This is a genomic window from Chromobacterium haemolyticum (assembly GCF_009936155.1).
Lineage (GTDB): Bacteria > Pseudomonadota > Gammaproteobacteria > Burkholderiales > Chromobacteriaceae > Chromobacterium > Chromobacterium haemolyticum.
On sequence record NZ_AP019312.1, the window covers coordinates 3411253 to 3436312 of the forward strand.

Below are 25060 nucleotides of genomic sequence, written 5' to 3' on the forward strand. Positions count from 1 at the left end.
CGGGCGGCGTAATGGCGGGAACCGGCTCAGCTCTTGGACTCGGCCTTGCTTTCATAGCGGCGCGACCATTCGCGCAGGATGGCCTCGCGCTGTTTGGCGGCCCAGGCGAAGTTGTTCTTGCTCAGACGCTGGGCGTAGTCGGCGGGGATGAAGGGGTTGGGTTTGGCCACGCCGGGCATGGCCAGCACCGCGTAGTTCTTTTCATACAAACGCATCGCCGGCAGGCTGACCGAGAAGTCCGCCAGCTTCTGCGCGGCGGCCAGCTTCTTGCTGCCCTTGATGATGGCGGTGGCTTCCAAGTCCCAGCCCAGGCCTTCCTTCGGGTAGATCAGGTCGATGGGCGCGCCCTTCTCTTTCAGCTGGGCGCCGCGGTATTCGAAGGAGATGCCTATCGGATACTCGCCGGCGGCGGCCATCTTGCACGGCTTGGAGCCGGAATGGACGTACTGCGCCATATTGGCGTGCAGCTTGTCCATATAATCCCAACCCTTTTTCTCGCCCATCATCTGCAACCAGGCGGACACGTCCAGATAGCCGGTGCCGGAGGACGCCGGGTGCGGCATCACGATCTGGCCCTTGTAGGCCGGCTTGGCGAGGTCGGCCCAGCTCTCGGGCTTGGGCAGATTTTTCTTGGCGGCTTCTACGGTGTTGAAACAGATGGTGGCGGCCCACACGTCCATGCCGGTCCACTTGGGCGGCTTGGCCTTGTCGACGAATTCCGGGCTCAGCTTGTCCACGCCCTTGGGCGCGTAAGGCTGCAGCATGCCCTGCTGGTCCAGAATCATCAGGCTGGTGGCGGCCAGGCCCCATACCGCGTCGGCTTGCGGATTGTTTTTCTCGGACAGCAGTTTGGCGGTGATGATGCCGGTGGATTCCCGCACGAAGCGGATTTCGATGTCCGGGTTGGCCTTTTCGAAAGCCTCTTTGTATTCCTTGACCTGATCCGCCTCCAGCGCGGTGTACACGGTCAGGGTGGTGGCGGCCTGCGCCAGCGGGGCCGTCAGGCCGGACAGGGCCAGGCCGGCGGCCAAGGCAATCAGTTGTTTCATCGACATCGCTCCAATGGGTTTAGACGTATAGACCTCATAGCCCATGCGCCGTCCTTTAATCAGCCGCCACCTTACGACGCGCCGATGACAGCGCGGTGACGGCCGGGTGAAGCTTGTCTTGCGCGGCTGGATGTCTTGCCCGCCGGCGCGCGGCCTACCAGGCCAGCGGCCCTTTCTCGCCGTTGGCGTGCTCGCCGTAATACAGCGAGGGCAATAGCCGCGCCAGGCAGCTGAACTCGTTGTAGCAGTGGCGCATCAACTCCAGGCCCAGGCGTTCCGGCACCGGTTCGCCGACGCCGTCGGCCGCGCCCAGCAAGAAGCGGCTGCGCAGCACCGCGCCGTGGGCGGTGTCCCGCGTCAGGTGCACCATCTCGCCGTCCAGCGGGTCGCCGTCGGGGCTGAGCCGCGGCTCCTCGCCAAAGGCGATTCGCGCGCACACCGCGGCCGAGGCGTCGCCTCGCGCCAGCGCGGCGCTAAGCCGGCCGGCGCCGAAGAAAGTTTCCGGCGGGTGGAATTTCAACACCGCCGGCACCGGCGGGATCTCGCCCAGCGCCTCCACCGCGCGCACGGTGGCGCCCACATAGCCGCGGCCGGGTCGGCGGCGCCCGTCCCAACCGCGCAGCTCCACATGGTCGTGCGGGTGCCACCAGCGAATGTGCCGGGTGGATTCAAAGAAAGTAAACCACCAATCGAACATGCGGCCGGCGCAGCCGGGCAGTTCGGTTCGCGCGGCCACCAGCAGCCGGCCGTCGTCCAGCCGGCGCACGCCGGTTTCCAGCATCAGCGGGCCGGGCTGCAACAGCTCGTCGTAAGATGTTTCATAGAGAGAATTCACAGTACACTCCTTGGCGTGAAGAATGACAGGGCGCGATGCGCGGCTTCCATTAATTTGGAAACGCATCACGTTTCCATAATGAGGAAGCCATATCCAGATGTCAAGCCAAGATCAGGAGCCGCGCGCGCGCGGCCGCCCCGCCATGCCGGAACGGGAGCTGCGTCAACAGGTGCTGGACGCCGCCACCGAACTCTTGCTGAGCCAGGGTTATCAAGCCGCCACCATGGCGGCGGTGGCGCAGCGGGCGGGCGTGGCCAAGAAAACGGTGTATCGCTTCGCCGACAACAGCGAACAGTTGCTGGGCGCGGTCATTCACGGCTGGACCGACGCCTTCGTCGCGCCGATGCAGGAGCCGCTGACGGCCTCCGCCCACCTGCCACAGGCGCTGGAGGCCTTGCTGAACACGGTGGCGGCCAAGGTGCTGACACGTGAGGCGATAGGGCTGTTCCGCCTGCTGATAGGGGACTTTCCCGGCCGGGAACAGGCGCTGGCGCAATACGCGGAACACGGCGTGCAACGCTGCGCCGCGCTCTTGGCCGGCTGGTTGGAACGCCAGGCGGAACAGGGCCTGATCCACTGCCCGCAACCGGCGCAAACCGCCGAACTGCTGCTGGCGATGACGATAGCCGAGCCGCTGCGCCAAATGGCCTTGGGCCTGACGCCGCCGCTGCCGGAGCATGACCCCGGCGAGCGCATCCACGCCGCGGTGGCGCTGTGCTGCGCCGGGCTGCTGCCGCGCTGAGCCGGCCCGCCGGGCCTTGGGCATACAAGGCACAAAACCTTGACTAAACTATCTTGAAGACAACCCTATTTGCCGCCATGAGCCTGCGCCGCGTCCTTGATAGTATCGTTACCCGCTTGCTGCTGCTGGCGCTGGGCATCGTAGTGGCCGGCACCGTGGCGCGCTACTACGCGGTCAGCCAGTTTCTGCGCGAAGACTTGAGCAAGGTGGTGCAAAACCAGCAGATGGCGCTGGCCAGCTATGTCGCGCGCGATGTGGACTTCAAGATCCAGCAGCGCCAAGCGCTGCTGCGCCGGCTGGCCACCGGCCTTCCCCTGGATTTGCTGCAACGCCCGGCCGAGCTGCAAGCCTGGCTGCGCCTGCATTGCGACTTCCAATGCCCGTTCTCGCAAGGCCTCTACGTGGTGACGCCGGACGGCCGCGCCGTTGCAGACTACCCGCCGATGCCGGGCCGCGCCGGCCGAAACTTTTCCGACCGCGACTACATCCGCATCGCGCTGTCCAGCCCGTCCAATCTTGACCGCATCGCCATCGGCCGGCCCGTCGTCGGCCGCGTCAGCAAAAAACCGGTGCTGCCTATGGCCGCCGCGCTGCCCTGGCGCGACGGACAGCCGCAAGGCGCGCTGGCCGGCGTCACCGCGCTGGCCGCGCCGGGCTTCATGGACTTGCTGCTGGCGTCCCACATCGGCGGGCCGAACAGCGGCTTTTTGCTGGTCTCTCCACAAGACCGGCTATTCATCGCCTCCTCCCAGCCGGACATGGTGCTCAAGCCCACGCCGCCGACGGGCATCAACCCCTTGCACGACCGGGCGATGGCCGGCTTTCGCGGCGTCGGCATCACCGTCAACGCCCAAGGGGGCGAGGAGGTGTCCGCCATCGCCTCGGTGCCCAGCACCGGCTGGTTCGTGGTAGCCCGGCTGCCCAGCAGCGAGGCCTTCGCCACCGTGGACCGGGTGCAAACCTTTTTACTGAAAACCGCGGCGCTCGCCATCCTGGTGTTCGCCCTGGCCGCGGGCGCGGGCCTGTACCTGCTGTTCCGCCCGCTGTTCCGCGCCGCCAGTCACGCGGACCGCATGACCCGAGGGGAATTGCCGCTGGAGCCGCTGCCGGTCAAGCGCAACGATGAAGTGGGCCATTTACTGGCCGCCTTCAACCGGCTGTTGAGCAAACTGAACCAACACCAGGCGGAATTGGCCCGCATGGCCCATCACGACACCCTGACCGGCCTGCCCAACCGCGCGTTGCTGGCCGACCGCCTGAACATGGCGCTGGCGCGCGCCCAGCGCCATGAAAGCCGGCTGGGCCTGCTGTTTCTGGACCTGGACGGCTTCAAGCTGATCAACGACAACTACGGCCACAAGGCCGGCGACAAGGTGTTGTGGCAGGCGGCGCAACGCCTGAGCGGCATCGTGCGCCAGACCGACACCCTGGCGCGCATCGGCGGCGACGAGTTCGTGCTGTTGATCGGCGATCTGGGCGAGGACGCCGAGGAGGTGGCGCGCATCGTGGCGACCAAGTGCATAGAGACGATGCAGACGCCGTTCGACATCGGCGGCGAACAGCGCCAGCTGGGCATTTCCGTCGGCATCGCGCTGGGCAACGGCGAGAGCAGCGCGGACAGCCTGTTGCAGGCGGCCGACCAAGCCATGTACCGGGCCAAGAAATCCGGCCTCAGCGGCTGCGAAAGCGTCACGCTGTAAGAACCTGTTTACGGTCTGCCGCGCGTCGGCTATGCCGCGTTGAAACCCGCTTCGAAATGCTCATGTACCACACGCACATTCCGCTTTCTCAGCCGTTTTCGCCTTGTCTCGCCTTAGCTCGCGAGATCGTAAACACATTCTAAGAGCCGCTAACAAAACCTCGCAGAGAACCTGAGCCAAGGCGCGCCGACGCAGGCAGTACGAGTAGTACGACAAGGAGGCGCAACACAGGATCAGGGATTTTGTTAGCGGGTCTAAGCATGCGGCGGCCCTGCCAGGCCGCCGCCGCCGTCTACACTATCTCGGGAATAGGCTCGATATAAGCCACCCGCTCGTTATTGTGCAGCACTTCCACCGCCGTATACTTGGGCGCGCCGGGCGGCAGCACCCGGTCATAGCGGGCATGCGCCACCGCCAGCACCTGCGGCCACATGCCGGGCTTCTGCACCAGATGCAAGTCCAGCATCAGGATGGCCGGGTTGATGCCCTGCGGCTCGCGCATGGTCAGCACCGCTTCCACGCCGGGATTGGCCACCACCACATCCCCCGCCACATGCAAACTCTTGGGGTGGCCCGGCATCGCGTTCAGCCAGGCATGCCAGTTTCTCGATTGCAAAGCCATGTCCATTACTCCTGCCAATGGCGGGACGACCATTGCATGCGCACCGCTCAGAACCTGTTTACGATCTGCTGCGCGTCGGCGATACAGCGTTGAAAACCACTTCGAAATGCTCATGTACCACCTGTACATTCCGCTTTCTCAGCGGTTTTCGCCTTGTCTCGCCTTAGCTCGCGAAATCGTAAACACGTTCTCCGGCGTCCCGCCAGCCGGAAGCGGCGCGCGGCTCGCCGCCGCGCTGCCGGCGAACTGCCCCGGTTATAGCAAGCGACCGCGGCCTCGCCGGCCCGGTTTTCCAGACATTAAGGACAGTGCCGGCCCAAATCCTTGCTCAGCAAACGCAGCAGCCGTTCACCGGCCTCGGCCAATTCGCCATCGTTGCGCAACACCGCCGCGCCCGGCGGCGGCGTCAGCGCGGCGGCCTCTTCCAGCCGCTGGGCCACGCGTTCGGGGGACTCGCGGCCGCGTCCGGCCAGCCGAGCCGCCAGTGCCTCCGGACTGGCGACGATCCATACCGGCCGCAGGCCGGGAAAACGCCGCGCCGCCAGCGGCAAGGCCGAACGCGAACCGTTAACCACCACGTCCAGGCCCTGATCCAGCCACAGCGCCACCTCCATCCCCAGGCCGTAAGCCAGACCGTGCCGCCGCCAGCTCAAGGCGAAACAGCCGCTGCGCTCCCGCTGCTCGAACTCCTTCAGGCTCAAGGCCACGTGGTTCTCGCCGCCGGCGTCCGCCGGCCGAGTGATGTAGCGGTGAGCGAACACCAGCCGGCCGGAAGGCGGCAGCCGCGCCCGCGCGTAGGCCAACAGGCTGTCCTTGCCGGCGCCGGATGGGCCGATCACATACCACAACGCGCCGGGTTCAGGCTTCATAGCGCGCCGCCTGGCCGTCGAAGCCGCAATGCGCCAGGTAGCGGAAGGGCTCGCCCGCCGCCGTTTCGACGAACACCGCCACGCCATCCACCCACGCGCGGGCGAAAGCGGCGAAGTGCCGGCGCGCCGCCTGCTCCAGCGCCCGCCCCTCCGCGCTGTCCGGCGTCAGCCGGCCGCTCAGCGTCAGGTGAAAGCGGTATTGCTCGAACACATAGGGGTAGCCCCAGCGCCGCTGCAGCCGCTCTTGGCGCGCGTCCAGGCCGGCGCGCACCTTCCACGGCGATTCGCGATCGGCCAGGGCTTCCAGCTCCACAACGCAGGCGGCGGCCAGTTCGGCCAGATCCGGCGGCGGCGCCATCGGTCGCAACGCCAAAAAATCCGCCAGCCAGGCCACTTCCAAACTCAGCTCAAAGGGCTGGAAACGGCGCGCCAAAACGGCCGTCCGCGCCAACAGCGCCTCCTCGTCCACCCCGGCGCGCAAGGAAAACGGCGCTTTCAGGGTGGCATGCCAGCCGTAACGGGCCGGGGCCGCGGTCAGCTCCGCCCAGGTTTCAGCGTCCAGGCCCGGCGCGTGCGGCGGCAGCACTTGCAGACCGCTGTGCGCATCCTGTCCCAACCAGCCGCTGCCGGCGCGCCAGAAGGCGCTGTCCGGCCTCGGGGCGTAATACAGCGCGTAACGCATCAGAGATCCTCCATCACCAACTGCACCAAATCACCGTTGAAACAGGTGATCCCGTACTGCACCGGCCGCCCTTGCGCGTCCACGTTCAAGGACTTCACATGCAATACCGGCCGGTTTTTGGGCAGGCCCAGGTAGTCCACCGTCTCGCTGTCCGGCAGCCGCGCGCTGACGCGGGTGAAACGCCGGGTGTAATCGTCCACGCCGAAATGCGCCAGCGCGCGCGTCACGGAGCGCTCTCTTCGATAGATCTCCGGCAAGCCGGGGAAGCGCGCCGCCGGGAAGAACAGCGTCGCCCAATCCACCACCCGCAGCTCCACCCGGCTCAGGGTTTTGATGCGCAACAGCGGCTCGCCCGCCGCCACTTGCAGCAGCTCGGCCAGCTCCGCGTTGGCCGGCACCGTGTCGCTGGCCAGGACGTCGATATCCGAACTCAGGTTCTGGCTGGCCATGTTTTGGGAAAAGCGGGTGCGCTTGCTGATCGCGTAATCAATCGCGTTGTCCTGAACGAAGGTGCCGCGGCCCTGCTCCACCCGCAGCAAGCCGCGCTCCACCAAGGTGGCCACCGCTCGCCGTATGGTGTGGCGGTTGACGCGAAAGCGCTGAGCCAATTGCAACTCGGTGGCCAATTGCTCGCCGGCGCGGATCGCCCCGCTGGCGATCTCCTCCGCCAGGCTGTTTTCTATCTGCCGCCAAACGGCGACGCCGGAACCGCGTTCAATCATCGTTCAAATCCTTTCTCCCCCAAGGCGGCCTAGGTCTAGCCCCGCCACCAAATCGTCACAAAACCTTCATCGCCGCATGCTGTTTGCGCTTTGTCGCCGGCCATTATCATGGATACGTCTATACGTTTATATGAATTTTTGTTGAAACCGCACAGGGGAATACCCGATATGGAAACCTCGACCAGACAAGACTGGCTCAGCGTGCTGGCCCACACTCCGCCGCCGCGGCTGCGCCGGCTGCTAAGCCCGCAACTGCCGCCCGCGCCGCAAGTGGAATGGCTGCGCCGCGCCGAAACCGGACTCGTCATGCTACAGGCCCGCGCCGGCGGCGGCGGCGCCCGCTTCAATCTGGGCGAAGCCAGCGTCAGCCGCGCCAGTTGCCGGATAGCAGGCCGCCTGGGCCACGGCTGGGCGCTGGGCAGCAACGGCGAACACGCCGAGTTGATCGCCCAGGCCGACGCCTTGCTGCAGGATCCGGCGCGCCAAGACCAGCTGCTGGCGTTATGGATCGCGCCCTTGCGCGCCGAACGCGCCGCGCGCCGCGACCACGCCGCGCGCGAAGCCGCCGCCAGCAAGGTGGAGTTTTTCACCCTGGTCAGGGGGGAATGAGATGCGCGCCGCCTTCGCCGATCCGGTCCACGACAGCCAGCGCTGCTTCCGCGCCGCGCTGGCCGCGCTGGCCGAACCCTTGCTGCCGCAAACGCTGCCGGCCTTGCCGCCGGAGCTGCCCGGCCTGATGCCGGCCACCGCCGCCCTGCTCTACACCCTGCTGGATCAGGACGTCGGCGTCTGGCTGCCGCCGCTGCCGGCGGACACCCTGGCCAGCCTGCGCTTCCATACCGGCCTGCGCCTGGCCGCCGCGCCGGAACAAGCCGACTTTGTGGTGCTGCCGCTGGGCGCGCCGCTGCCGCCGCTGGCCGCGCTCAAGGCCGGCGAGCCCGAATACCCTGACCGGTCCGCCACCGTGCTGCTGGAAACCGCCGGCTTCAACGCCGAGCAAGTGGAAGCCGGCGGACCGGGCTTCGCCGCGCCGCGCCGTTTCGGCATAGACGGCGCGCCGGACGGTTTCTGGCGGCAATGGCGGGACAATCACGCCCGCTTCCCGCTGGGCGTGGACATCTTGCTGATCAGCGGCGAGCGCGTGGCCGGGCTGCCGCGCAGCACCCGCGTCAAGGAGGGCTGATATGTACGTAGCCGTCAAAGGCGGAGAAACCGCCATCGCCCGCTCCTGGGACCTGCTGGCCGCCAAGCGCCGCGGCGCCGCGGCGACGCCGGAGCTGAGCCTGGCCCAGATCCGCGGCCAGTTGCGGCTGGCGCTGGCCAGAGTCATGCAGGAAGGCTCGCTGTACGACGAGGAGCTGGCGGCGCTGGCGCTGAAACAAGCGGCCGGCGACTGCGTGGAAGCCGTGTTCCTGCTGCGCGCCTTCCGCACCACCCTGCCGCGCTTCGCCGCCAGCCGGCCGCTGGACACCGTGGCGATGCGGGTGCGCCGCCGCGTGTCCGGCACCTTCAAAGACGTGCCCGGCGGCCAGGTGCTGGGCCCCACCGCCGATTACACTCAGCGGCTGCTGGACTTCGATCTGGCCCAGGCCAGCGAACCGCCCGCTCCTGCTCTGTCCGACTTGCCGCTGCCGGAACGGCTGCCCTGCGTGCTGGACGCCCTGGCGCAAGAAGGCTTGATCGAGCCGGAAACGCCGCCGCCGGGCGACCCGGAGCCCGTCGACCTGACCCGAGAGCCGCTGCTGTTCCCCGCCTGCCGCGCCGCACGGCTGCAAAACCTGGCGCGCGGCGACGAGGGCTGGCTGCTGGGCCTGGCTTACTCCACCCAGCGCGGCTACGCCGAAACCCATCCCTTCGCCGGCGAAATCCGCATGGGCGAAGTCAGCGTCTTGGTCTGCCCGGAGGAACTGGGCTTCGACATCGACATCGGCGAAATCACCCTGACCGAATGCCAGATGATCAACCAGTTCGCCGGCAGCCGCAGCGCGCCGCCGCAATTCACCCGCGGCTACGGTCTGAGCTTCGGCGAAGCCGAGCGCAAGGCAATGGCGATGGCGCTGGTGGACCGCAGCCTGCGCGCCGCGGAGCTGGGCGAACCTGCGCACGCGCCGGCTCAGCAGCCGGAATTCGCGCTGTGCCACAGCGACAACGTCGAAGCGTCCGGCTTCGTCCAGCACCTCAAGCTGCCTCATTACGTCGACTTCCAGGCCGAGCTTTCGCTGATCCGCCAACTTCGCAGCGAACACGCCGCCAAGGAGCAACAAGTATGAACACCGCCGCGCCATGGGCGTACAACTTCGGCTTCCTCGACGAAAACACCAAGCGCATGCTGCGCCGGGCCCTGCTCAAAGCCGTGGCCGTGCCCGGCTGCCAAGTGCCCTTCGGCGGCCGCGAAATGCCGCTGCCCTACGGCTGGGGCACCGGCGGCATTCAGGTGACCGCCAGCGTGATCGGCCGCGACGACGTGCTCAAGGTCATAGACCAGGGCGCCGACGACACCACGAACGCGGTCAACATCCGCCGCTTCTTCGCCCGCGTCGCCGGCGTGGCCACCACCACCCGCACCGCCGAGGCCAGCCTGATCCAGACCCGTCACCGCATTCCGGAAACCCCGCTGCGCGCCGGCCAGATCATGGTGTTCCAAGTGCCGGAACCGGAACCGCTGCGCACGCTGGAGGCCAGCGAACAGGAAACCCGAAAGCTGCACGCCCATCAGGATTACGGCCTGATGCACGTCAAGCTGTACGAGGACATCGCCCGCTACGGCCACATCGCCGCCAGCTACGACTACCCGGTCATGGTCAACGGCCGCTACCTGGCCTCGCCATCGCCGATCCCCAAGTTCGACAACCCCAAGCTGGACAAAAGCCCGGCCCTGATGCTGTTTGGCGCCGGCCGTGAAAAACGGCTGTACGCGATCCCGCCTCACACCCAAGTGGAAAGCCTGGCTTTCGACGATCACCCCTTCCAGACGCAAAGCTGGGAACAAGCCTGCGCGCTGTGCGGCGCACGCGACAGCTACCTGGACGAAATCATCACCGACGACGCCGGCGCGCGCCAATACGTCTGCTCCGACAGCGATCACTGCCGGCAACGCCGCGACACACAGGACAATCCGCAATGACCCCGCCCCTCCTCAGCGTCCGCGGCCTCGGCAAGGACTACGGCAACGGCAACGGCTGCTTCGACGTGGACTTCGACCTCTACGCCGGCGAAGTGCTCTGCGTGGTCGGCGAATCCGGCTCCGGCAAATCCACGCTGCTGGCCGCGCTGGCCGGCAAGCTGGCCGCCGACGCCGGCAGCGCGCGCTTTCGCGAACGCGACGGCCGCGAACACGAACTCACCGCCGTCGCAGAATCCGAGCGCCGCCGGCTGGCGCGCAGCGAATGGGGCTTCGTGTCCCAGCACGCCCGCGACGGCCTGCGCATGAACGTCTCCGCCGGCGCCAATATCGGCGAACGGCTAATGGCCCTGGGCCAGCGCCACTACGGCCAACTGCGCCAAACCGCCGGCGACTGGCTGGAGCGGGTGGAAATCGGCCGCGCGCGCTTGGACGACCCGCCCAGCGCCTTCTCCGGCGGCATGCAGCAGCGGCTGCAGATCGCCCGCAGCCTGGCCACCCATCCGCGGCTGGTGTTCATGGACGAGCCCACCGGCGGCCTGGACGTCTCGGTGCAAGCCCGTTTCCTGGACCTGACCCGAAGACTGGTGCGCGACAGCGGCATCGCCGTCATCATGGTCACCCACGACCTGGCCGTGGCCCGGCTGCTGGCGCAGCGCACGCTGGTGATGCAAGGCGGCCGCGTAGTGGAAGCCGGCCTCACCGATCAAATTCTGGACGACCCGCAGCATCCGTACACCCAGCTGCTGGTATCCTCCATCCTGCAGGCCTGAAGCCATGAACGTATTGATAGACGCAAGGCAAATCAGCAAAACTTTCACCCTGCACCAGCAAGGCGGCCTGACGCTGCCGGTGCTCGACGAAGTCTCGCTGCAAGCGGCCGCCGGCGAATGCGTGGCGCTGGCCGGCCCTTCCGGCGCCGGCAAGAGCACGCTGCTCAAGGCGCTGTACGCCAATTATCTGGTTGAGCGCGGCAGCATCCGCATCCGCCATCGCGGAAACTGGCTGGACATGGCCGCCGCGTTGCCGCACGAGATCGCCGACGCCCGCCGACACACCCTGGGCTACGTCAGCCAGTTCCTGCGCGCCATTCCGCGGGTGCCGGCGCTGGACATCGTCGCCGAACCGTTGTGCGAATGGGGCGTGGACGCCAACGAGGCGCGGCGCGAGGCAGGCGCTTTGCTGGCGCGCCTGAACATCCCGGAGCGGCTGTGGCGGCTGCCGCCGGCCACCTTCTCCGGCGGCGAACAACAGCGGGTCAATATCGCGCGCGGCATGATCGCGCCGCGGCCCATCCTGCTGCTGGACGAGCCCACCGCCTCGCTGGACGCGGCCAATCGCGCGGTGGTCGTCGACTTGATGCGCGAAGCGCTGGCGCGCGGCGCGGCGCTGGTGGGCATTTTCCACGACGAGGCCACCCGCGACGCCGTCGCCCACCGCGTGTTTGAAGTACCGCTGGCAAACAAACCGGAAGCCCTAGCATGAAACGGATCTTGAACAACGCCAGGCTGATCCTGGCCGACGACACTCTTGAGCGCGGCGCGCTGGAGATCGACAACGGCGTCATCGTCGCCATCCACTCGCGGCCGCTGAGCGCGCCGCCGCCGCATAGCGAGGACCTGAACGGCGACGACCTGCTGCCCGGCCTGGTGGAAGTGCATACCGACAATCTGGAGAAACACCTGATGCCGCGCAACGGCGTGCTGTGGCCCACGCTGCCGGCGGTGGTCGCCCACGACGCGCAATGCGTGGCCGCCGGCATCACCACGGTGCTGGACGCCCTGTCGGTGGGCGATCTGGAAGGCGACAGCGTGCGGCTGGACACCCTGCAAAGCGCCTTCGAGGCGATAGACGCCGGCATGCGCCAGCGCGTGTTCCGCGCCGAGCATCTGTTCCACTTGCGCTGCGAACTGGCCTATCCCCAATTGCTGGACGCTCTGTCGCCCTTGATCGGCCACCCGGCGGTGCGCCTAGTGTCCTTGATGGACCATACCCCAGGCCAGCGCCAATACCGCGACTTGGCGCAATACAAGAAGTACTACGCCAAGAAAAACGTCAGCTGGAACGACGACACCTTCCTCGCCGCGGTGGAACAGCGCAAACTCAAGCAGCGGCAATACGCCGGCCGCCACCGCCAGGCGGTGGTGGAGCTGGCCCGCGCCCGCGGCGTCGCGCTGGCCAGCCACGACGACACCGAACTCAGTCATATCGACGAGGCGGTGCGCGACGGCGTGGCCATGTCAGAGTTTCCCACCACCTTGGCCGCCGCCCGCGCCGCGCGCGACCAAGGACTGATGACGGTGATGGGAGCACCCAACATCGTCCGCGGCGGCTCCCACTCCGGCAACGTCGCCGCGTTGGAGCTGGCCGGCCACGGCCTGCTGGACATCCTGTCCTCCGACTACGTGCCAGCCAGCCTACTGCACGCCGCCTATCTGCTGGGCCGCCAGCCGGGCTGGAATCTGCACCGCGCAATAGCCACCGTCACACGCAACCCGGCGCGAGCGGTGGGCCTGGCGGACCGCGGCGCCGTCGCCCTAGGCCAGCGCGCGGATCTGGTTCAGGCGCGCGAACGGGACGGCATCCCGCTGGTGCGCCAGGTATGGAGCGCCGGCCAACGCGTATTCTGAGAACCTGTTCAAAGTCTGCTGCGCTTCGGCGATACGGCGTTGAAAACACCCTCAAAATGCTCATGTACCCTCTGTACACTCCGCTTTTTCGGCCGTTTTCGCCTTGTCTCGCTCTTGCTCGCGAGACGTTGAACAGGCTCTGAGAATCTTCAAAGTCTGCCGTGCGTTGGAGATACGGCGTTGAACAGGCTCTGAGAACCGGCTTACGATCCGCTGCGCTAGGCGACGCCGGCATGCACTGGCCGGATTCTCCTCACGCCAAAAGGGCCGCGTTATCACAACGCGGCCCTATTTCATTTCAATCCGAAAATGTCTACTTACTTACACCCGCTCCGGCAAGGCGAGAAGAAACCCGCGCCTGACTTTGCTGCCACAAACCAGGCGCAGGCGCTCACTCGCGCCGCAACGGCGCATTCAACGCTTTCTCCTTGCCAATATGCAAGAGCAGCATCAACACGCCAATGCCCAGCGCTTTCATTCCGCACCAGAACAAAGCAATGCTAAATACCCGACAACATACAAAGCCGATCAGCGACACTATTGATTTCCCAATCCAAAAATACACGCCACTACTGACCAAAAATCAAACTGAAAAGGATTCTGATTTTACCGCCCAATAAATATCCAAACGCTCTTTGCGCGTCAGATACACTTTACCGCCCACACCGCCGCCTTTTAATGCGACGCTACATATTCTCAAGGCGCGATATAAACCTGGCACCACCGCGCCCATGGCGCTGGTTTTTCTGATCAGGTTTTCTATATACACCGTCAAGCTCTCCAGATCTTGCCGCCAAATCATCTGCCGCTCCCGGGCCAAGCCCTCCAATACCTTTTCATTTCTCGCTATTAACATGGCCACTTGCCTCCCAAAAACATGAGCGGTCAGCTTAACCTCATTGATACTAAATGTCTTTATCTTAACCAGTACAATTTATTATCAGCCATTAGAAATGATTATCGTTATAGCCATCCTGAAAGAACCGGAAATGTCCAACACAGCCCCAAAGAGAGGCCCGGAACTGCCTCATCAATCATTATCATTCCTTACCACCCCTGGCAAAAAGCTTAATTCTCAAGCCTTGCGCCCCCATCCATCCAAACTGCATGCTATGATCTGCACTCTGTTCCGTGGGCGCGAAATCCGATTTCGTCAGCCTAAATGTATTGAATAACGACACAACATCATTCAGCATGCAATATAAAAACAAAGACCACGCCAACGCCGGCGCTCCGCTAATGGAGCAACTCGCCAACAGCGCGAAACTCTCCGCTCTGATCCTATGCCTGGACCAGGCCCAATTGCTGAGCGAGCAACTGTTAAACGAACTTAACAGCAGAGATAAAAGAATTAACGCGATAGAGCAAGAGCTGCTTCTGGCGCAACAAGAAATCAAACAGCTTAAATCCACTCATTGAAAAAAAGGCGGGACCGGCTTAAAAAAGCCGGCTCCGCCATTTCACTGCCCCATCTATTCCATCCAATCCTAGTTAGATAGCGCCCGCCTATCTTCATTGACGGTTTTCCGCCCCTGATTTTCAAACGCCGCGCTCGCCGGATTGGCCAATACGGACCTTTTCCGCCCCGCTACCGCGCCGGAGCGCTGTAATCGGGACGCTACAATTCCGTAGTCATCGCCCCCTACTCAGGCCTTTTGCCAAATTCATGGTTTTCGTTGCGGACAGGCCACGTCGAATACGCATCATTCCCCAGCGCCGCCATCCCGGCGGCAATGCCCAACAGGCCTGAGTTCCAGCAGATTTCGCCGCGCGCCCGCGCCCACGACCCGCGCTGCGGCGACAGCCATCCTCTTGAAAAGAAGCGGATTTTGTTGGAAAATATTTCACGTCAAACCAAGAGCGCCCCCGGCGCTCTTGTCATTTCCGCTTACCTTTCGGCTCCCCCGCAGCACCACTTGGCAAGGCCAGCTTGGCAGTTGGGTATTGCTATCTATAATCGATTTAGAGCAAATTACCTATGGGGTAATTTAAAATATCGCCGACCCCGCTATTGGCCGTAATATCAAATTTTCCAATACCGGCCTTCGCGTGGACAGAAAGATTATAAAAATGAGATTCCATATTGAAGACAAAGTCGTCTTCGACCCTGATGAAGGCAGCCTGCTGCCCTGGGATCAAGACAAGATCATCTTGAAGTACAACGAAGCGTTGCTGCTCAAGCTCTTGCTCTCCGGGCTGTTCGAAAAAAACGAGCTAATTGAAAACGTATGGGGGAAAACCATCGTCACAGACTCCAGCTATCACAAGCTGGTGTTCGATCTGCGCGCGCAGCTTGAGAAAAGCGGCCTAGACCCCAAGATCATCAAGACCATTCCAAGACGCGGCTGCCAATTCGTCGGCGCCTTCGTCTTACTGGAACCGGAGGCGGAGGCGGACGCCGACGGCCCGTCGCCGGCGACGGAAGCCGGACCGCTGGAGAGCAGCCCCGCGCCCGCGCCACACCGTCGCAAAACCCGCTGGCGTTTGCCGGCCCGCATTGATCGCCGCCAGGCAATGGCCGCGCTGGCTATCATCGCCCTAGGCCTGCTGCTGGGCTGGCATGCCTCTTGGTGGATTCCGCAAATGAATATTCATAAAATGCGCGACGGCGCGCGCAGCCTGTTCGTGGTGGGCAATGTCTACCGCGACGCGCCCAAGCTGCCGGAAAGCGGCGGCGACGCCTTCTACATCAAAAGCGGCAAGTGCACGGCGAGCTATCTGTGCGACAAGAAATACGGGAGCGATCTCAATTGCAAAAACAAAATCGTTTTCTGATCGCTCTCGGACTGTTTCTGGTCGCGCTCTACCTGGGCTATGCCAGCCGCAACTACATCATGGACAGCCGCACCATCTGCACCGCTCGCATCTCCGAGCTGCGCTTCCCGCGCCACAGCGGCGAAGTCGCCACCACCAGCGGATTCATCGACCTGGACATGAAGAACGAGACCATCCACTTCTTCCTGCATTCGCCCACCGGCGATTACATCAACCGTCTGCTGCAGTTCAAAACCAGCTACGGGTGGAACGGAGAAGCCAACGCGGTCACCATCGTTAAAAAGACCAAATCGCCGTCCGAATACGGTAGCCTGGCCAGCGAATACCACATCTTCGACATCGGCACCCGTCACCTGATCAATATGGTGCCGGTCACCAACCATGTCACCCAAGTCAATTTCGACTCGATCAGCTTTTTCTGCGAAAACCAGGAAATTCTCTAAAGAGCCTGTTTACGATCTCGCGAGCACGAGCAAGACAAGGCGAAAACCACTGAGAAAGCGGAATGATCATGTGGTACATGAGCATTTCGAAGCGGTACTCACCGTGTCGCGTCTCACGAAGCGCAGCGGATCGTAAACAGGTTCTCACGACAAACCAGGCCTCAACCCGGCGGGGTCGGCACCACCGGCCCGCCGGGTCTTGAGACTGTCTGTCAGAAGTAGGCCATCGCGTAAGTCATCGCCCCCACCAGGCTGCAAAAGATCAGGCTGTGCTTGAGGGTAAAGCGGAACAGGTCCGCCTCCTTGCCCACCAAGCCCACCGCCGCGCAGGCCACGGCGATGGATTGCGGCGAAATCATCTTGCCGGTGACGCCGCCAGTGGTGTTGGCCGCCACCAGCAGGATGTCGGACACGCCCAATTGATGCGCGGTGGACGCCTGCAAGGCCGAGAACAAGGCATTGGACGAGGTGTCGGAGCCGGTCAGGAACACCCCCAGCCATCCAAGGAAAGGCGAGAAGAAAGGAAAGGCCTTTCCGGTATTGGCCAGGCACAGCGCCAGCGTGCTGGACATGCCGGAATAATTGGCGACGAAAGCGAAGGCCAGCACCATGCCGATGGACAAGATGGGCCGCCTCAGTTCGGCCAGGGTTTCACCGAAGGCGGCGACAGCCTGCGCCGGCCGGAAACGCAGCAGCGCAATGGACAGCAATGCCGCGACGAAGATAGCGGTGCCCACCGCCGACAGCAGGTCCAGCTTGTACAGCGCCTCGTAAGGCTTGTCCACGGCCACGATCGGCGCGGTCTTGATCACCAGATTGTCCAGATGCGGCACGTGGAACTTCAACACCCAATGCTCCAGCGCGCCCCCCTTGGCGAACAGCGCCTTGAACGGCTTCAGGCTCCACAAGGTCACTAGCGCGGTCAGGATCAGGAACGGCCCCCAAGCGCGGGCGATACGTCCCAGACTAAAGCCGGAAGCCTGGCGCGGGCTGGGCGCGCGGCGGCCGGCGAAGGTGAAGATCTCGCGCGGCTGCCAGACTTTCAGGAACAGCGTCAGGCACACCAGGCTCACCAGCGCCGAAGTGATGTCCGGCAGTTCCGGCCCAATGTAATTGGAGGTGAAATACTGGGTGACGGCGAAAGAGCCCCCCGCCACCAGCACCGCCGGCCAGGTTTGGCGCACACCCTTGAGGCCGTCCATCATCATCACCAGCCAGAACGGCACCAACACCGACAAGAAGGGCAACTGATGGCCGGCCTTGGCGCCGATGGCGAAAGGGTCCAGCCCGGTCACCTGGCCGGCCACGATAATGGGGATGCCCATCGCGCCGAAAGCCACCGGCGCGGTATTAGCGATCAGACACAGGCCGGCCGCGTACAAGGGATTAAAGCCCAGTCCCACCAGCAACGCGGCGGTAATGGCCACCGGCGCGCCAAAGCCGGCGGCGCCCTCCAGAAAAGCGCCGAAGGAAAAGCCCACCAGCAGCATCTGCAGACGCTGATCCTCGGTCACCGACAACACCGAAGCGCGGATGATGTCGAACTGCCCGGTCTTGACGGTGATCTTGTACAGAAACACCGCGGCGATAATGATCCAGGCGATGGGCCACAGACCGTAGGCGAAGCCGAAACCCGCGGCCGCCAGCGCCATGTCCGCCGGCATGCCGTAGAACAGCGTGGCCACCAGCAGCGCCAGCAACACGGTCAGGCTGCCGGCGACGTGCCCCTTGAGCCGGAACACCGCCAGCGCCAGGAAAAAGAAAATAATCGGCAGTGCCGCCATCAGCGCCGACAGCGCCATGCCTCCGGACGGAAAGTAGTTTTGGGTCCAAACCATGATGTCTCCTCTGTAGTCTCTCCTTCTCCTTGCGCGCACGGGACGCCGCGCGGCGGCGGGCTAGCCGCGGCCGTGTGGACGGAATGCGCTCAGGGAAGGATGTTTACGGGCGTTTCAACTCGGAGCCGGCCGTCCTCCCGGACGGCGGCGCCAACGATGCGGCCTTCATAGCGGGCCGCTTTTAGAACCTGTTTACGATCTGCTACGCGTCGGCGATACCGCGTTGAAAACGTCTTCGAAATGCTCATGTACCATCTGTACATTCCGCTTTCTCAGCCGTTTTCGCCTCGTCTCGCCTTAGCTCGCTAGATCGCAAATACGCTCCAGGGGTGGTGCAAAAATCCAGCAGCGCCTCGATGCCGCGGTACTCGAAGCCGGCGTGTTCGCTCAGGCCGATCTGACAGGTGCGGCTCATCGACACGCCGTGGCGGCAGCCGGGGGGCAAGGCCGGCGGCAAGCGCCGCAAGCTGTGCGCGTTCAGTTCCGGCACGGTGAAGCCCTTATCTCCGGCAAAGCCGCAACAGGCGATGTCCGGCACCGTCAGCCGCTCGGCGCAGAGGCCGGCCAGCCGCGTGAGCGCCTCCGCCGCGCCCATCTCGGCGGCGCTGCAAGGAATGTGCAGCGCCAACTGCTCCAGCTTGCGCGTCACCGCCAGCCGCGGCGCGACGAAAGCCTCCAGAAATCGGGCCGCGTCGAACAGCCGAAGCCTGGCGTCCAGCCGGCCTTGACGTTGGGCGGACAGGATGCGCGCCGCGCACGGCCCGTTGTCCAGATACACCGGATGCCGGCCGTCTTCGCTGGCCGTCAGCAGCGCCCGGTTCAAGGCGTTCTGGCTGATGTCCAGCGCCTCGGCGGCATTGGACGAGACGAAAGGCTGGCCGCAGCACAGGCCGTCGTGGCCGGGCGGATAGCGGGGGTTGAAGCCGGCGCGGCGCAACAGCGCCAAGGTGGGCGCGGCCGCGTTGCCGCCGGCGGCGTCGACGGCCAGCGCTCGGTTGACGCAGCTGAGAAAGAGCACCACCGGCTCGCCGTCGCCGCCAATAGCGGCGGGCAGACGGCCGGCCGGCCGCGGCAGATGCGCCGGAATCAGGGGAATCACCTTATGGCGGCGGCGCAGCCGCAGGCTGATGCGATGCAGCCGCTCCGGACCGAATAGATGCGCCAGCGCCAGGCCGGCGCGAACGGCGGCGGCGGCGGCGCCGATGTGGCGGGCTGCAAAGCGGGCGGCGCGGGGCCGCGGCGACGGGCCTTGCAGCCGTTTCATCAGTTCGCCGGTATTGATGCCCACCGGGCAGCGCGTGGCGCACATGCCGGTGGCGGCGCAGGTATCGATGGCGCGGTAGCGGAAATCGGCGCGCAGCGCGGCCAACTCTTCCCCCGCGTCGCCGTCGCGGTTCAACTGCTGGATGCGACGCCAGGCGACGATGCGCTGGCGCGGGCTCAGCGTCAGCCCATGCGACGGGCAGGCCGCCTCGCAAAAGCCGCACTCGATGCAGCGGTCGACGACAGGATCGGCCGCCGGCAGGGGTTTGAGGTTTTCCAGGTGCAGCCGGTCGTTGTCGGTGATGATCACGCCGGGATTGAGCAGACCGTCCGGATCGAACAAGGCCTTGATGCGGCGCATGATGTTCCAGGCGGCGTCGCCCCATTCCTGACGCACAAAGGGCGCGACATTGCGGCCGGTGCCGTGCTCGGCTTTCAACGAGCCGTCGTATTCGCCGGCCACCAGCGCGCTCACGTCCTGCATGAAGGCGTCGTAGCGCGCCACCTCGCGCTCATTGTCGAAGCTGGGCGCGAACACGAAATGCAGATTGCCGTCCAGCGCGTGGCCGAACAACAGCGCCTCGTGATAGCCGTGGCGGTCGAACAAGGCGGTCAGCCTGGCCACGCCGTCGGCCAGCAGCGGAATCGGAAAAGCCACATCCTCGATCACCACGGTGCTGCCCAGCGGACGCACCGCGCCCACCGCCGGGAACAAGCCCTTGCGCAAGGCCCAATAGCTGTCGCATACCGCGGCCTCGCGGCTGAAGCCGCTGGACAAGCGCGGCCCGAAACCAGCCAGCAAACCCTCTATCTCCGCGCAATGGCGCTCCAGTTCCGCCTCGGAACCGGCCCGCGCCTCAATCAACAGACAGGCCTCGTCCGGGCCAAACGGCCGCGCCAGAAAATCCGGCAGCCCCGGCTTGCCGTGCAAGGCGCGCAGGCTGCGGCTGTCTATCAGTTCCACCGCCGCCACGCCGTGGGCGTCCGCGGCCGCGCTCAGCGCCGACACCGCGCGACAACAGGGCTCCAGCGCGTCGAACAGCAGCAGCGCCGACGCCTTGTGCGGATGCTCGACCACGCTGTGGAAGGTGATTTCGCTGATAAAGCCCAGCGTGCCCTCGGAGCCGATCAACACATGGCTGAGCATGTCCACCGGATCGTCGAAATCCAGCAAGGCGTTGATGCCGTAGCCGGTGGTGTTCTTCAGCCGGTATTTGCGGCGCACGCGCTCGGCCAGCGCCTCATCGGCGCGCAGTTCGGCGGCCAGGCCGGACAAGCCGGCCAGCAGCGCGGCGTGGGACTGGCGAAAAGCCGCCACGCTGGCGGCGTCGCCGGTGTCCAGCACGGCGCCGTCCAACAACAACAAACGCATCGCCGCCAAGGTGTGATAACTGTTGTCGCGGGTGCCGCAACACATGCCGCTGGAGTTGTTGGCGGCAATGCCGCCGATCTTGGCGCTGTTGATCGACGCCGGGTCCGGGCCGATCTTGCGGCCGTAAGGCGCCAGCAAGGCGTTGGCGTGGCTGCCTATCATCGCCGGCCCCAGCCGGACGCGCGCGCCGTCGTCCAATACCTGGCCGTGGTTGAAGCCGTCGCCCAGCAAGACCAGCACCGAATCGCTGACCGCCTGGCCGGACAAGCTGGTGCCGGCGGCGCGGAAAGTCAGCGCCACCCGGTGGCGGCGCGCCAGCGCGAGGATGGCCGCCACTTCCGACTCGCAGTCGACGCGGGCGACGATTTGCGGCCGCAGCCGGTAGAAGCTGGCGTCGGTGCCGTAAGCCAGCGTGGACAGCGGATCGGTGTGGATGCGCGCCGCCGGCATGATTTGAAGCAGATCCCGATGGAAAGCCTGATGCGCTGGACTCATGCTCATGGCCGCTCCCCGCCGCCGCGACGCGCTTCGCGTTCGCGCACCAGCTCGTGCAGGGTCTTGGGCGCCGGCGTCAGCGGCGCGTGGTTTTGGGTCCATCCCAGTTGACCGCCAAGCGCGAGCTTGCGCAGCCGGGTGGCCCCCCAGCCAAACCAGCGGTATAGCCGCGGCGAGGCGTGGACCTGCCGCCAGCCCTTCCAGGCCAGCCGCTCCGCCGCGCTCGCCGCCGCGCCCTGGCCGCGTAAGGGATGGCTGACCGCCTCGTCGGCCGGACGCTGGCTTTCTTCGCGCAGCCGCATCAGCATCTCGGGAATGGGAATCTTCACCGGGCAGACTTCGCCGCAAGCGCCGCACAGGCTGGAAGCCGTGGGCAGGTCTCGGGTGTTTTCCAGGCCCAGCAGGTGCGGCGAAATGATCTCGCCTATCGGCCCCGGATAAGTGGTGCCGTAAGCGTGGCCGCCGATGCGGGCGTAAACCGGGCAATGGTTCATGCAAGCGCCGCAGCGTATGCATTGCAGAGTCTTGCGCAACTGCGCGTCGGCGTAGGCCTGGCTGCGGCCGTTGTCCAGCAGCACCAGATGCACCTCGCGCGGGCCGTCTTTTTCGCCGGCGCGGCGCGGCCCGCTGATCATATTGAAATAGGTGGTGATGGGCTGGCCGATGGCGGAACGGGTCAGCAGGCTGTACAAGGGCGGCACGTCGGCCAGCTTCTCCACTACTTTCTCAATGCCGGTGATGGCGATGTGCAAGTCCGGCACCGTGGTGCACATGCGGCCGTTGCCCTCGTTCTCCACCAGGCACAAGGTGCCGGTTTCCGCCACCGCGAAATTGACGCCGGACAGGCCCACGTCGGCGTCCAGATAATGCCGGCGCAGCGCGCCGCGGCCTATCTGGATCAACTCGTCCACGTCCTCGGTGTACGGCGTGTCCGGCAACTTGTCGTGGAACAGCCGCGCGATGTCGGCCTTGGTCTTGTGTATCGCCGGCATGATGATGTGGGTGGGCTTTTCCCCGGCCAGCTGCACGATGTACTCGCCCATATCGCTTTCCACCGCGGCGACGCCGCGCGCTTCCAGATAATGGTTGAGTTCAATCTCCTCGCTGACCATGGACTTGCCCTTGACCATCAAGCGGCCGGAACGCGCCTCTACCAGGCCGTGGATGATGCGGTTGGCCTCGTCCGCGGTCTCAGCCCAGTGCACTTGCACGCCGTTGGCGCTCAGCCGCGCCTCCAGTTGCTCCAGCAAGTCCGGCAAGCGCGACAGGCAGCGCTGACGGATGGCCTCGCCCAAGGCGCGCAAGGCGTCCAGCTCCGCCGGGTCGTCAAAGGCCGACAAGCGCTTGGCCATCAGAAAATCCATCGCCCCGCGCAGGCTGTGGCGCAGCTCGCCGTCGGCCAGCGCCGCGCGCGCCTGCTGCTTGAATTGGCGCGATGGATAGAGTTCGATCTTGTGCTCGCTCATGGCCAGGCCTCCTCCTGCTCCAACTGCGCCGGATCGATGTGCTCCGGCAGTTGCGCCAGCACCAGCAGTTCGCGCGGCCCATGCGCGCCGTAGGCCAGCGTCAGTTGGATGTCCGCGGTCTTGGACGGCCCGGAAATCAACAAGGCGTTGGTGGGCATGCCGTCCTGCCAGTTTTCAACGCGCATCGCGCTGTAGAAGTCAGGGTAGAGCGTGGCGGTGTCGAACAAGACGATGTGCAGCGGCGGCACCAGGCTCATGGTCCGCGGCTCCTGCGCGTCCGGCCACAGCACCAGGGTGCCGGTGGCGGCGATGCCGCAACGCGCCGTGGTGAACGCGGCCTCGATCTCGAATAATTCGGCCTTCCAGCCATCCACCTCGCGGTCGAAGAAACGTAAAGCCGGCGGCGTCGGCAAGTGTTGCAGCGCCGCCTCGGCGCGGCGGCCGTGCGCGGTGTCGGACAGCAGCAAGGACGCCGGACGCCGCTGCGCGATCCATACCGCCAAGCGGGTGTGCCAATCGTCGGCGCGCACCCACAACACTTCGGTCTTCACCGCCCGCATCGCCTGCGCCCAGCCCCGCAAAGCGGCCAGGCTGTGCTGCGGCGGCGCAAAGCGCCGGAAATGCGCGTCCAGCTCCGGCCGCGGCAGTTCTTGGCGCGGCGCGGCGCGCAGCTTGGCCAGGATGGCGTCGCGGGCGCTCATGCCTTGCCTCCCACGCGCTCCAGCAGAAAACTGGCCAGGTGCCGGCCTTGAAACGCCCTGCCCTCCTTGGCCAGTTTGCCGTTGATATTGAGCAGGCAACCGCCGTCCGCGGTGATGAACTCCACCGCGCCGCTGTCCTGCAAGGCGGCGGCCTTGTCCGCCACCATCGCCCCGGCGATATCCGGGTGCTTGATCGAAAACGTGCCGCCAAAACCACAGCACTCGGACTCATGGTCGTGCGTCACCCTCTCGACATTGGCCAGACGCTCCAGCAAGGCCCAACAGGACAGATGCACATTCATCTCGCGGCGGGCGGAACAGGAGGTGTGCACCGCCACCTTCACCTTCGGCCCCAGATCTTGCGGCCGCCAGTCCAGATGGTTGAGCAGAAAGTCGCTGAACTCCACCACCCGCGCGGCCACCGCGCAGGCCTGCGCCTCATCCGGCTGGCCGGCGAACAGCTTGGGCCAATGGTGCTTGATCATGCCGCCGCAGGAACCGGACGGCACCACGATGGGCCAGTCCTCGGCAAAGCAGTCCAGCTGCGCCCTCGCCACCGCCAACGCTTTCGCCGGGTGGCCGCTGGTATAAGCCGGCTGGCCGCAACAGCTCTGACGCTGGGGAAAGTGCACCCGCAAGCCCAGCCCTTCCAGCAGGACGATGGCGTCCACGCCGGCCTGCGGCAAAAACAGGTCGAGCAGACAGGTGCCAAACAGATAGACGTTGGCAGGCTTCATCCGATTTCCTTTGTAAATTGGTAAGACCAATTATATTTATTAAAATAACTCTAGAGTGATTGCTTGACTCCGTCAATATGACGATAGCGGATTCCCCATTCGGCTGTGGTAAGCTGCACTCACTCTGGTCTGACCACTTTCGCTGAACGAACAAGCCCGGCGCCATGGCCTATCCCAAACTGAACATCCCCAAACTCTCCGACGTCATCGTCGAACAACTGGAAAAACGCATCCTGGACGGCGTGCTCAAGCCGGGGGACCGCCTGCCGCCGGAACGACAGCTGGCCGAGGAGTTCGGCGTGTCCCGTCCCTCGCTTCGCGAAGCGATACAGCAACTGGCGTCGCGCGGCCTGCTCAGCAGCCGTCAGGGCGGCGGCACCTGGGTGACGGACCGGCTGGAAACCGCGTTTTCCGACCCCTGGGAAAAGCTGCTGAACCAACATCAGGATTTGCACGGCGATTTGCTGGAATTCCGGCGAGTGCTGGAAGGCGCGGCGGCGCGCGGCGCGGCCAGCCGGGCCACGCCGGCGGACTTGCTGAGGCTGGAGCATTGCGTGAGCCAATTGCAGGACGCCTACGACGGAGGAGACCTGGCGCAACAGGCCCAGGCCGACGTGCGCTTTCACCAAGCCGTGGCGGAAGCCTCGCACAATGTGCTGTTCGCGCATTTGAGCGGCAGCCTGCTTGCCATGCTGCACCGGCACGTCAAGGACAATATCGCTGATCTGTTCGCCGTGGGGGAGGTGGCGGACGCCTTGCGCGCGCAGCATCTGGCCATCTGGGAAGCCATCCGCGACAAGCAGCCGGACGCCGCGCAGCAAGCGGTGGAGCAACATCTGGACTTTGTCGCCACCACACTGCAAAGCAGGAGGCGGCAAGCGGAACGCGATGCGCGGGCGCGCATGCGATTGGAGCATCTGGAGCCTTAACGCCAGTTCAAAGCCTGCTACGCTTAGAGCCTATTCATGGTCTGCTGCGCGGCGGCGGGATGGATAGAT

At 65.1% G+C, this 25060-nt stretch carries 26 protein-coding genes; 13 read left to right on the forward strand and 13 right to left on the reverse strand.

Translation table 11 applies throughout. From position 1 onward, the window contains the following. Positions 1-26: 26 nt before the first annotated feature. Both GYH29_RS15555 and GYH29_RS15560 read right to left on the reverse strand, forming a co-directional pair. Positions 27-1049, reverse strand: coding sequence for a putative 2-aminoethylphosphonate ABC transporter substrate-binding protein (locus tag GYH29_RS15555; protein WP_161524096.1), 1023 nt, complete (start codon positions 1047-1049; stop codon positions 27-29). A 154-nt stretch (positions 1050-1203) separates the two neighbouring features. Then, entirely contained in the window at positions 1204-1884 is a 681-nt protein-coding gene (locus GYH29_RS15560) for a DAPG hydrolase family protein (protein WP_019102178.1), read from the reverse strand. A 97-nt stretch (positions 1885-1981) separates the two neighbouring features. On the opposite strand from GYH29_RS15560, the gene GYH29_RS15565 reads away from it, so the two are divergent. Together GYH29_RS15565 and GYH29_RS15570 are read left to right on the forward strand one after the other, a co-directional pair. Beyond that, positions 1982-2626, forward strand: coding sequence for a TetR/AcrR family transcriptional regulator (locus GYH29_RS15565; protein WP_107731939.1), 645 nt, complete (start codon positions 1982-1984; stop codon positions 2624-2626). A gap of 53 nt (positions 2627-2679) precedes the next feature. Beyond that, the gene (locus tag GYH29_RS15570; RefSeq protein ID WP_232060406.1) at positions 2680-4326 is read left to right on the forward strand and encodes a diguanylate cyclase domain-containing protein; all 1647 of its coding nucleotides are present in this window, start codon (positions 2680-2682) and stop codon (positions 4324-4326) included. A 292-nt stretch (positions 4327-4618) separates the two neighbouring features. Here GYH29_RS15570 and GYH29_RS15575 read toward each other — a convergent pair whose 3' ends face one another. The 4 genes from GYH29_RS15575 to phnF form a co-directional block, all read right to left on the reverse strand. Then, the gene (locus GYH29_RS15575; RefSeq protein ID WP_039756159.1) at positions 4619-4948 is read right to left on the reverse strand and encodes a hypothetical protein; all 330 of its coding nucleotides are present in this window, start codon (positions 4946-4948) and stop codon (positions 4619-4621) included. A 299-nt stretch (positions 4949-5247) separates the two neighbouring features. After that, complete coding sequence (gene phnN, locus GYH29_RS15580; protein ID WP_161524097.1) at positions 5248-5817, reverse strand: phosphonate metabolism protein/1,5-bisphosphokinase (PRPP-forming) PhnN; 570 nt, start codon at positions 5815-5817, stop codon at positions 5248-5250. After that, positions 5807-6499 (reverse strand): DUF1045 domain-containing protein, encoded by a 693-nt coding sequence (locus GYH29_RS15585; protein WP_052051937.1) that lies wholly within the window; start codon positions 6497-6499, stop codon positions 5807-5809. The genes phnN and GYH29_RS15585 overlap by 11 nt, the downstream gene beginning before the upstream one ends. Beyond that, positions 6499-7221, reverse strand: coding sequence for a phosphonate metabolism transcriptional regulator PhnF (phnF, locus tag GYH29_RS15590; protein WP_081575202.1), 723 nt, complete (start codon positions 7219-7221; stop codon positions 6499-6501). Before phnF ends, GYH29_RS15585 begins: the two co-directional genes overlap by 1 nt. Positions 7222-7389: 168 nt before the next feature. Between phnF and phnG the strand changes: the two genes are divergently transcribed. The 7 genes from phnG to GYH29_RS15625 are packed head-to-tail and all read left to right on the forward strand — an operon-like array spanning position 7390 to position 12972. After that, complete coding sequence (phnG, locus tag GYH29_RS15595) at positions 7390-7830, forward strand: phosphonate C-P lyase system protein PhnG (protein WP_019103505.1); 441 nt, start codon at positions 7390-7392, stop codon at positions 7828-7830. A 1-nt stretch (position 7831) separates the two neighbouring features. Further along, positions 7832-8404 carry a phosphonate C-P lyase system protein PhnH gene (gene phnH / locus GYH29_RS15600; protein ID WP_043590162.1) on the forward strand — a complete coding sequence of 191 codons (573 nt, stop codon included), beginning with the start codon at positions 7832-7834 and terminating at the stop codon, positions 8402-8404. 1 nt (position 8405) lies between these two features. Then, entirely contained in the window at positions 8406-9491 is a 1086-nt protein-coding gene (locus tag GYH29_RS15605; RefSeq protein ID WP_161524098.1) for a carbon-phosphorus lyase complex subunit PhnI, read from the forward strand. Beyond that, entirely contained in the window at positions 9488-10345 is an 858-nt protein-coding gene (locus tag GYH29_RS15610) for an alpha-D-ribose 1-methylphosphonate 5-phosphate C-P-lyase PhnJ (RefSeq protein WP_161524099.1), read from the forward strand. The genes GYH29_RS15605 and GYH29_RS15610 overlap by 4 nt, the downstream gene beginning before the upstream one ends. Continuing rightward, positions 10342-11115 carry a phosphonate C-P lyase system protein PhnK gene (gene phnK / locus GYH29_RS15615; protein ID WP_043590169.1) on the forward strand — a complete coding sequence of 258 codons (774 nt, stop codon included), beginning with the start codon at positions 10342-10344 and terminating at the stop codon, positions 11113-11115. Before GYH29_RS15610 ends, phnK begins: the two co-directional genes overlap by 4 nt. Positions 11116-11119: 4 nt before the next feature. After that, positions 11120-11827 (forward strand): phosphonate C-P lyase system protein PhnL, encoded by a 708-nt coding sequence (gene phnL, locus GYH29_RS15620; RefSeq protein WP_043590171.1) that lies wholly within the window; start codon positions 11120-11122, stop codon positions 11825-11827. Beyond that, the gene (locus tag GYH29_RS15625; protein WP_081575198.1) at positions 11824-12972 is read left to right on the forward strand and encodes an alpha-D-ribose 1-methylphosphonate 5-triphosphate diphosphatase; all 1149 of its coding nucleotides are present in this window, start codon (positions 11824-11826) and stop codon (positions 12970-12972) included. The genes phnL and GYH29_RS15625 overlap by 4 nt, the downstream gene beginning before the upstream one ends. Before the next feature lie 391 nt (positions 12973-13363). On the opposite strand, the gene GYH29_RS15630 is transcribed toward GYH29_RS15625, so the two are convergent. Continuing rightward, positions 13364-13510: a hypothetical protein gene (locus tag GYH29_RS15630; protein ID WP_157222177.1), complete on the reverse strand. Its 147-nt coding sequence runs from the start codon at positions 13508-13510 to the stop codon at positions 13364-13366. Between the two features lie 45 nt (positions 13511-13555). Beyond that, positions 13556-13774 carry a hypothetical protein gene (locus GYH29_RS15635; protein ID WP_157222176.1) on the reverse strand — a complete coding sequence of 73 codons (219 nt, stop codon included), beginning with the start codon at positions 13772-13774 and terminating at the stop codon, positions 13556-13558. A gap of 329 nt (positions 13775-14103) precedes the next feature. On the opposite strand from GYH29_RS15635, the gene GYH29_RS15640 reads away from it, so the two are divergent. From GYH29_RS15640 to GYH29_RS15650, 3 genes are all read left to right on the forward strand, one after another. Beyond that, positions 14104-14391: a hypothetical protein gene (locus tag GYH29_RS15640; protein WP_141113286.1), complete on the forward strand. Its 288-nt coding sequence runs from the start codon at positions 14104-14106 to the stop codon at positions 14389-14391. A gap of 651 nt (positions 14392-15042) precedes the next feature. Then, positions 15043-15747 carry a winged helix-turn-helix domain-containing protein gene (locus GYH29_RS15645; protein ID WP_051002747.1) on the forward strand — a complete coding sequence of 235 codons (705 nt, stop codon included), beginning with the start codon at positions 15043-15045 and terminating at the stop codon, positions 15745-15747. Beyond that, on the forward strand, positions 15723-16190 hold the full coding sequence (locus GYH29_RS15650) for a hypothetical protein (protein WP_019103496.1): 468 nt from the start codon (positions 15723-15725) through the stop codon (positions 16188-16190). The genes GYH29_RS15645 and GYH29_RS15650 overlap by 25 nt, the downstream gene beginning before the upstream one ends. A gap of 212 nt (positions 16191-16402) precedes the next feature. Here GYH29_RS15650 and GYH29_RS15655 read toward each other — a convergent pair whose 3' ends face one another. The 5 genes from GYH29_RS15655 to GYH29_RS15675 all read right to left on the reverse strand — a co-directional run bounded on the left by GYH29_RS15655 (position 16403) and on the right by GYH29_RS15675 (position 24062). Beyond that, positions 16403-18031, reverse strand: a complete 1629-nt coding sequence (locus GYH29_RS15655; RefSeq protein WP_085951925.1) for a lactate permease LctP family transporter — start codon at positions 18029-18031, stop codon at positions 16403-16405. A gap of 241 nt (positions 18032-18272) precedes the next feature. Continuing rightward, complete coding sequence (locus tag GYH29_RS15660) at positions 18273-21164, reverse strand: FAD-binding and (Fe-S)-binding domain-containing protein (protein WP_174243645.1); 2892 nt, start codon at positions 21162-21164, stop codon at positions 18273-18275. Continuing rightward, the gene (locus GYH29_RS15665; RefSeq protein ID WP_118268083.1) at positions 21161-22624 is read right to left on the reverse strand and encodes a LutB/LldF family L-lactate oxidation iron-sulfur protein; all 1464 of its coding nucleotides are present in this window, start codon (positions 22622-22624) and stop codon (positions 21161-21163) included. The genes GYH29_RS15660 and GYH29_RS15665 overlap by 4 nt, the downstream gene beginning before the upstream one ends. Then, positions 22621-23325, reverse strand: coding sequence for a LutC/YkgG family protein (locus GYH29_RS15670; RefSeq protein WP_043590223.1), 705 nt, complete (start codon positions 23323-23325; stop codon positions 22621-22623). Before GYH29_RS15670 ends, GYH29_RS15665 begins: the two co-directional genes overlap by 4 nt. Next, entirely contained in the window at positions 23322-24062 is a 741-nt protein-coding gene (locus GYH29_RS15675) for a (Fe-S)-binding protein (protein WP_161524100.1), read from the reverse strand. Before GYH29_RS15675 ends, GYH29_RS15670 begins: the two co-directional genes overlap by 4 nt. A 164-nt stretch (positions 24063-24226) precedes the next feature. On the opposite strand from GYH29_RS15675, the gene GYH29_RS15680 reads away from it, so the two are divergent. Continuing rightward, positions 24227-24991 carry an FCD domain-containing protein gene (locus tag GYH29_RS15680; RefSeq protein ID WP_019101515.1) on the forward strand — a complete coding sequence of 255 codons (765 nt, stop codon included), beginning with the start codon at positions 24227-24229 and terminating at the stop codon, positions 24989-24991. Positions 24992-25060 lie beyond the last annotated feature (69 nt).

Coding starts and splice junctions, on each gene's coding strand:
- GYH29_RS15555 (WP_161524096.1), bottom strand. CDS start 1,049: ATGAAACAACTGATTGCCTTGGCCGCCGGCCTGGCCCTGTCCGGCCTG.
- GYH29_RS15565 (WP_107731939.1), top strand. CDS start 1,982: ATGTCAAGCCAAGATCAGGAGCCGCGCGCGCGCGGCCGCCCCGCCATG.
- GYH29_RS15575 (WP_039756159.1), bottom strand. CDS start 4,948: ATGGCTTTGCAATCGAGAAACTGGCATGCCTGGCTGAACGCGATGCCG.
- phnN (WP_161524097.1), bottom strand. CDS start 5,817: ATGAAGCCTGAACCCGGCGCGTTGTGGTATGTGATCGGCCCATCCGGC.
- GYH29_RS15585 (WP_052051937.1), bottom strand. CDS start 6,499: ATGCGTTACGCGCTGTATTACGCCCCGAGGCCGGACAGCGCCTTCTGG.
- phnF (WP_081575202.1), bottom strand. CDS start 7,221: ATGATTGAACGCGGTTCCGGCGTCGCCGTTTGGCGGCAGATAGAAAAC.
- phnG (WP_019103505.1), top strand. CDS start 7,390: ATGGAAACCTCGACCAGACAAGACTGGCTCAGCGTGCTGGCCCACACT.
- phnH (WP_043590162.1), top strand. CDS start 7,832: ATGCGCGCCGCCTTCGCCGATCCGGTCCACGACAGCCAGCGCTGCTTC.
- GYH29_RS15605 (WP_161524098.1), top strand. CDS start 8,406: ATGTACGTAGCCGTCAAAGGCGGAGAAACCGCCATCGCCCGCTCCTGG.
- GYH29_RS15610 (WP_161524099.1), top strand. CDS start 9,488: ATGAACACCGCCGCGCCATGGGCGTACAACTTCGGCTTCCTCGACGAA.
- phnK (WP_043590169.1), top strand. CDS start 10,342: ATGACCCCGCCCCTCCTCAGCGTCCGCGGCCTCGGCAAGGACTACGGC.
- phnL (WP_043590171.1), top strand. CDS start 11,120: ATGAACGTATTGATAGACGCAAGGCAAATCAGCAAAACTTTCACCCTG.
- GYH29_RS15625 (WP_081575198.1), top strand. CDS start 11,824: ATGAAACGGATCTTGAACAACGCCAGGCTGATCCTGGCCGACGACACT.
- GYH29_RS15635 (WP_157222176.1), bottom strand. CDS start 13,774: ATGATTTGGCGGCAAGATCTGGAGAGCTTGACGGTGTATATAGAAAAC.
- GYH29_RS15645 (WP_051002747.1), top strand. CDS start 15,043: ATGAGATTCCATATTGAAGACAAAGTCGTCTTCGACCCTGATGAAGGC.
- GYH29_RS15660 (WP_174243645.1), bottom strand. CDS start 21,164: ATGAGCATGAGTCCAGCGCATCAGGCTTTCCATCGGGATCTGCTTCAA.
- GYH29_RS15665 (WP_118268083.1), bottom strand. CDS start 22,624: ATGAGCGAGCACAAGATCGAACTCTATCCATCGCGCCAATTCAAGCAG.
- GYH29_RS15670 (WP_043590223.1), bottom strand. CDS start 23,325: ATGAGCGCCCGCGACGCCATCCTGGCCAAGCTGCGCGCCGCGCCGCGC.
- GYH29_RS15675 (WP_161524100.1), bottom strand. CDS start 24,062: ATGAAGCCTGCCAACGTCTATCTGTTTGGCACCTGTCTGCTCGACCTG.
- GYH29_RS15680 (WP_019101515.1), top strand. CDS start 24,227: ATGGCCTATCCCAAACTGAACATCCCCAAACTCTCCGACGTCATCGTC.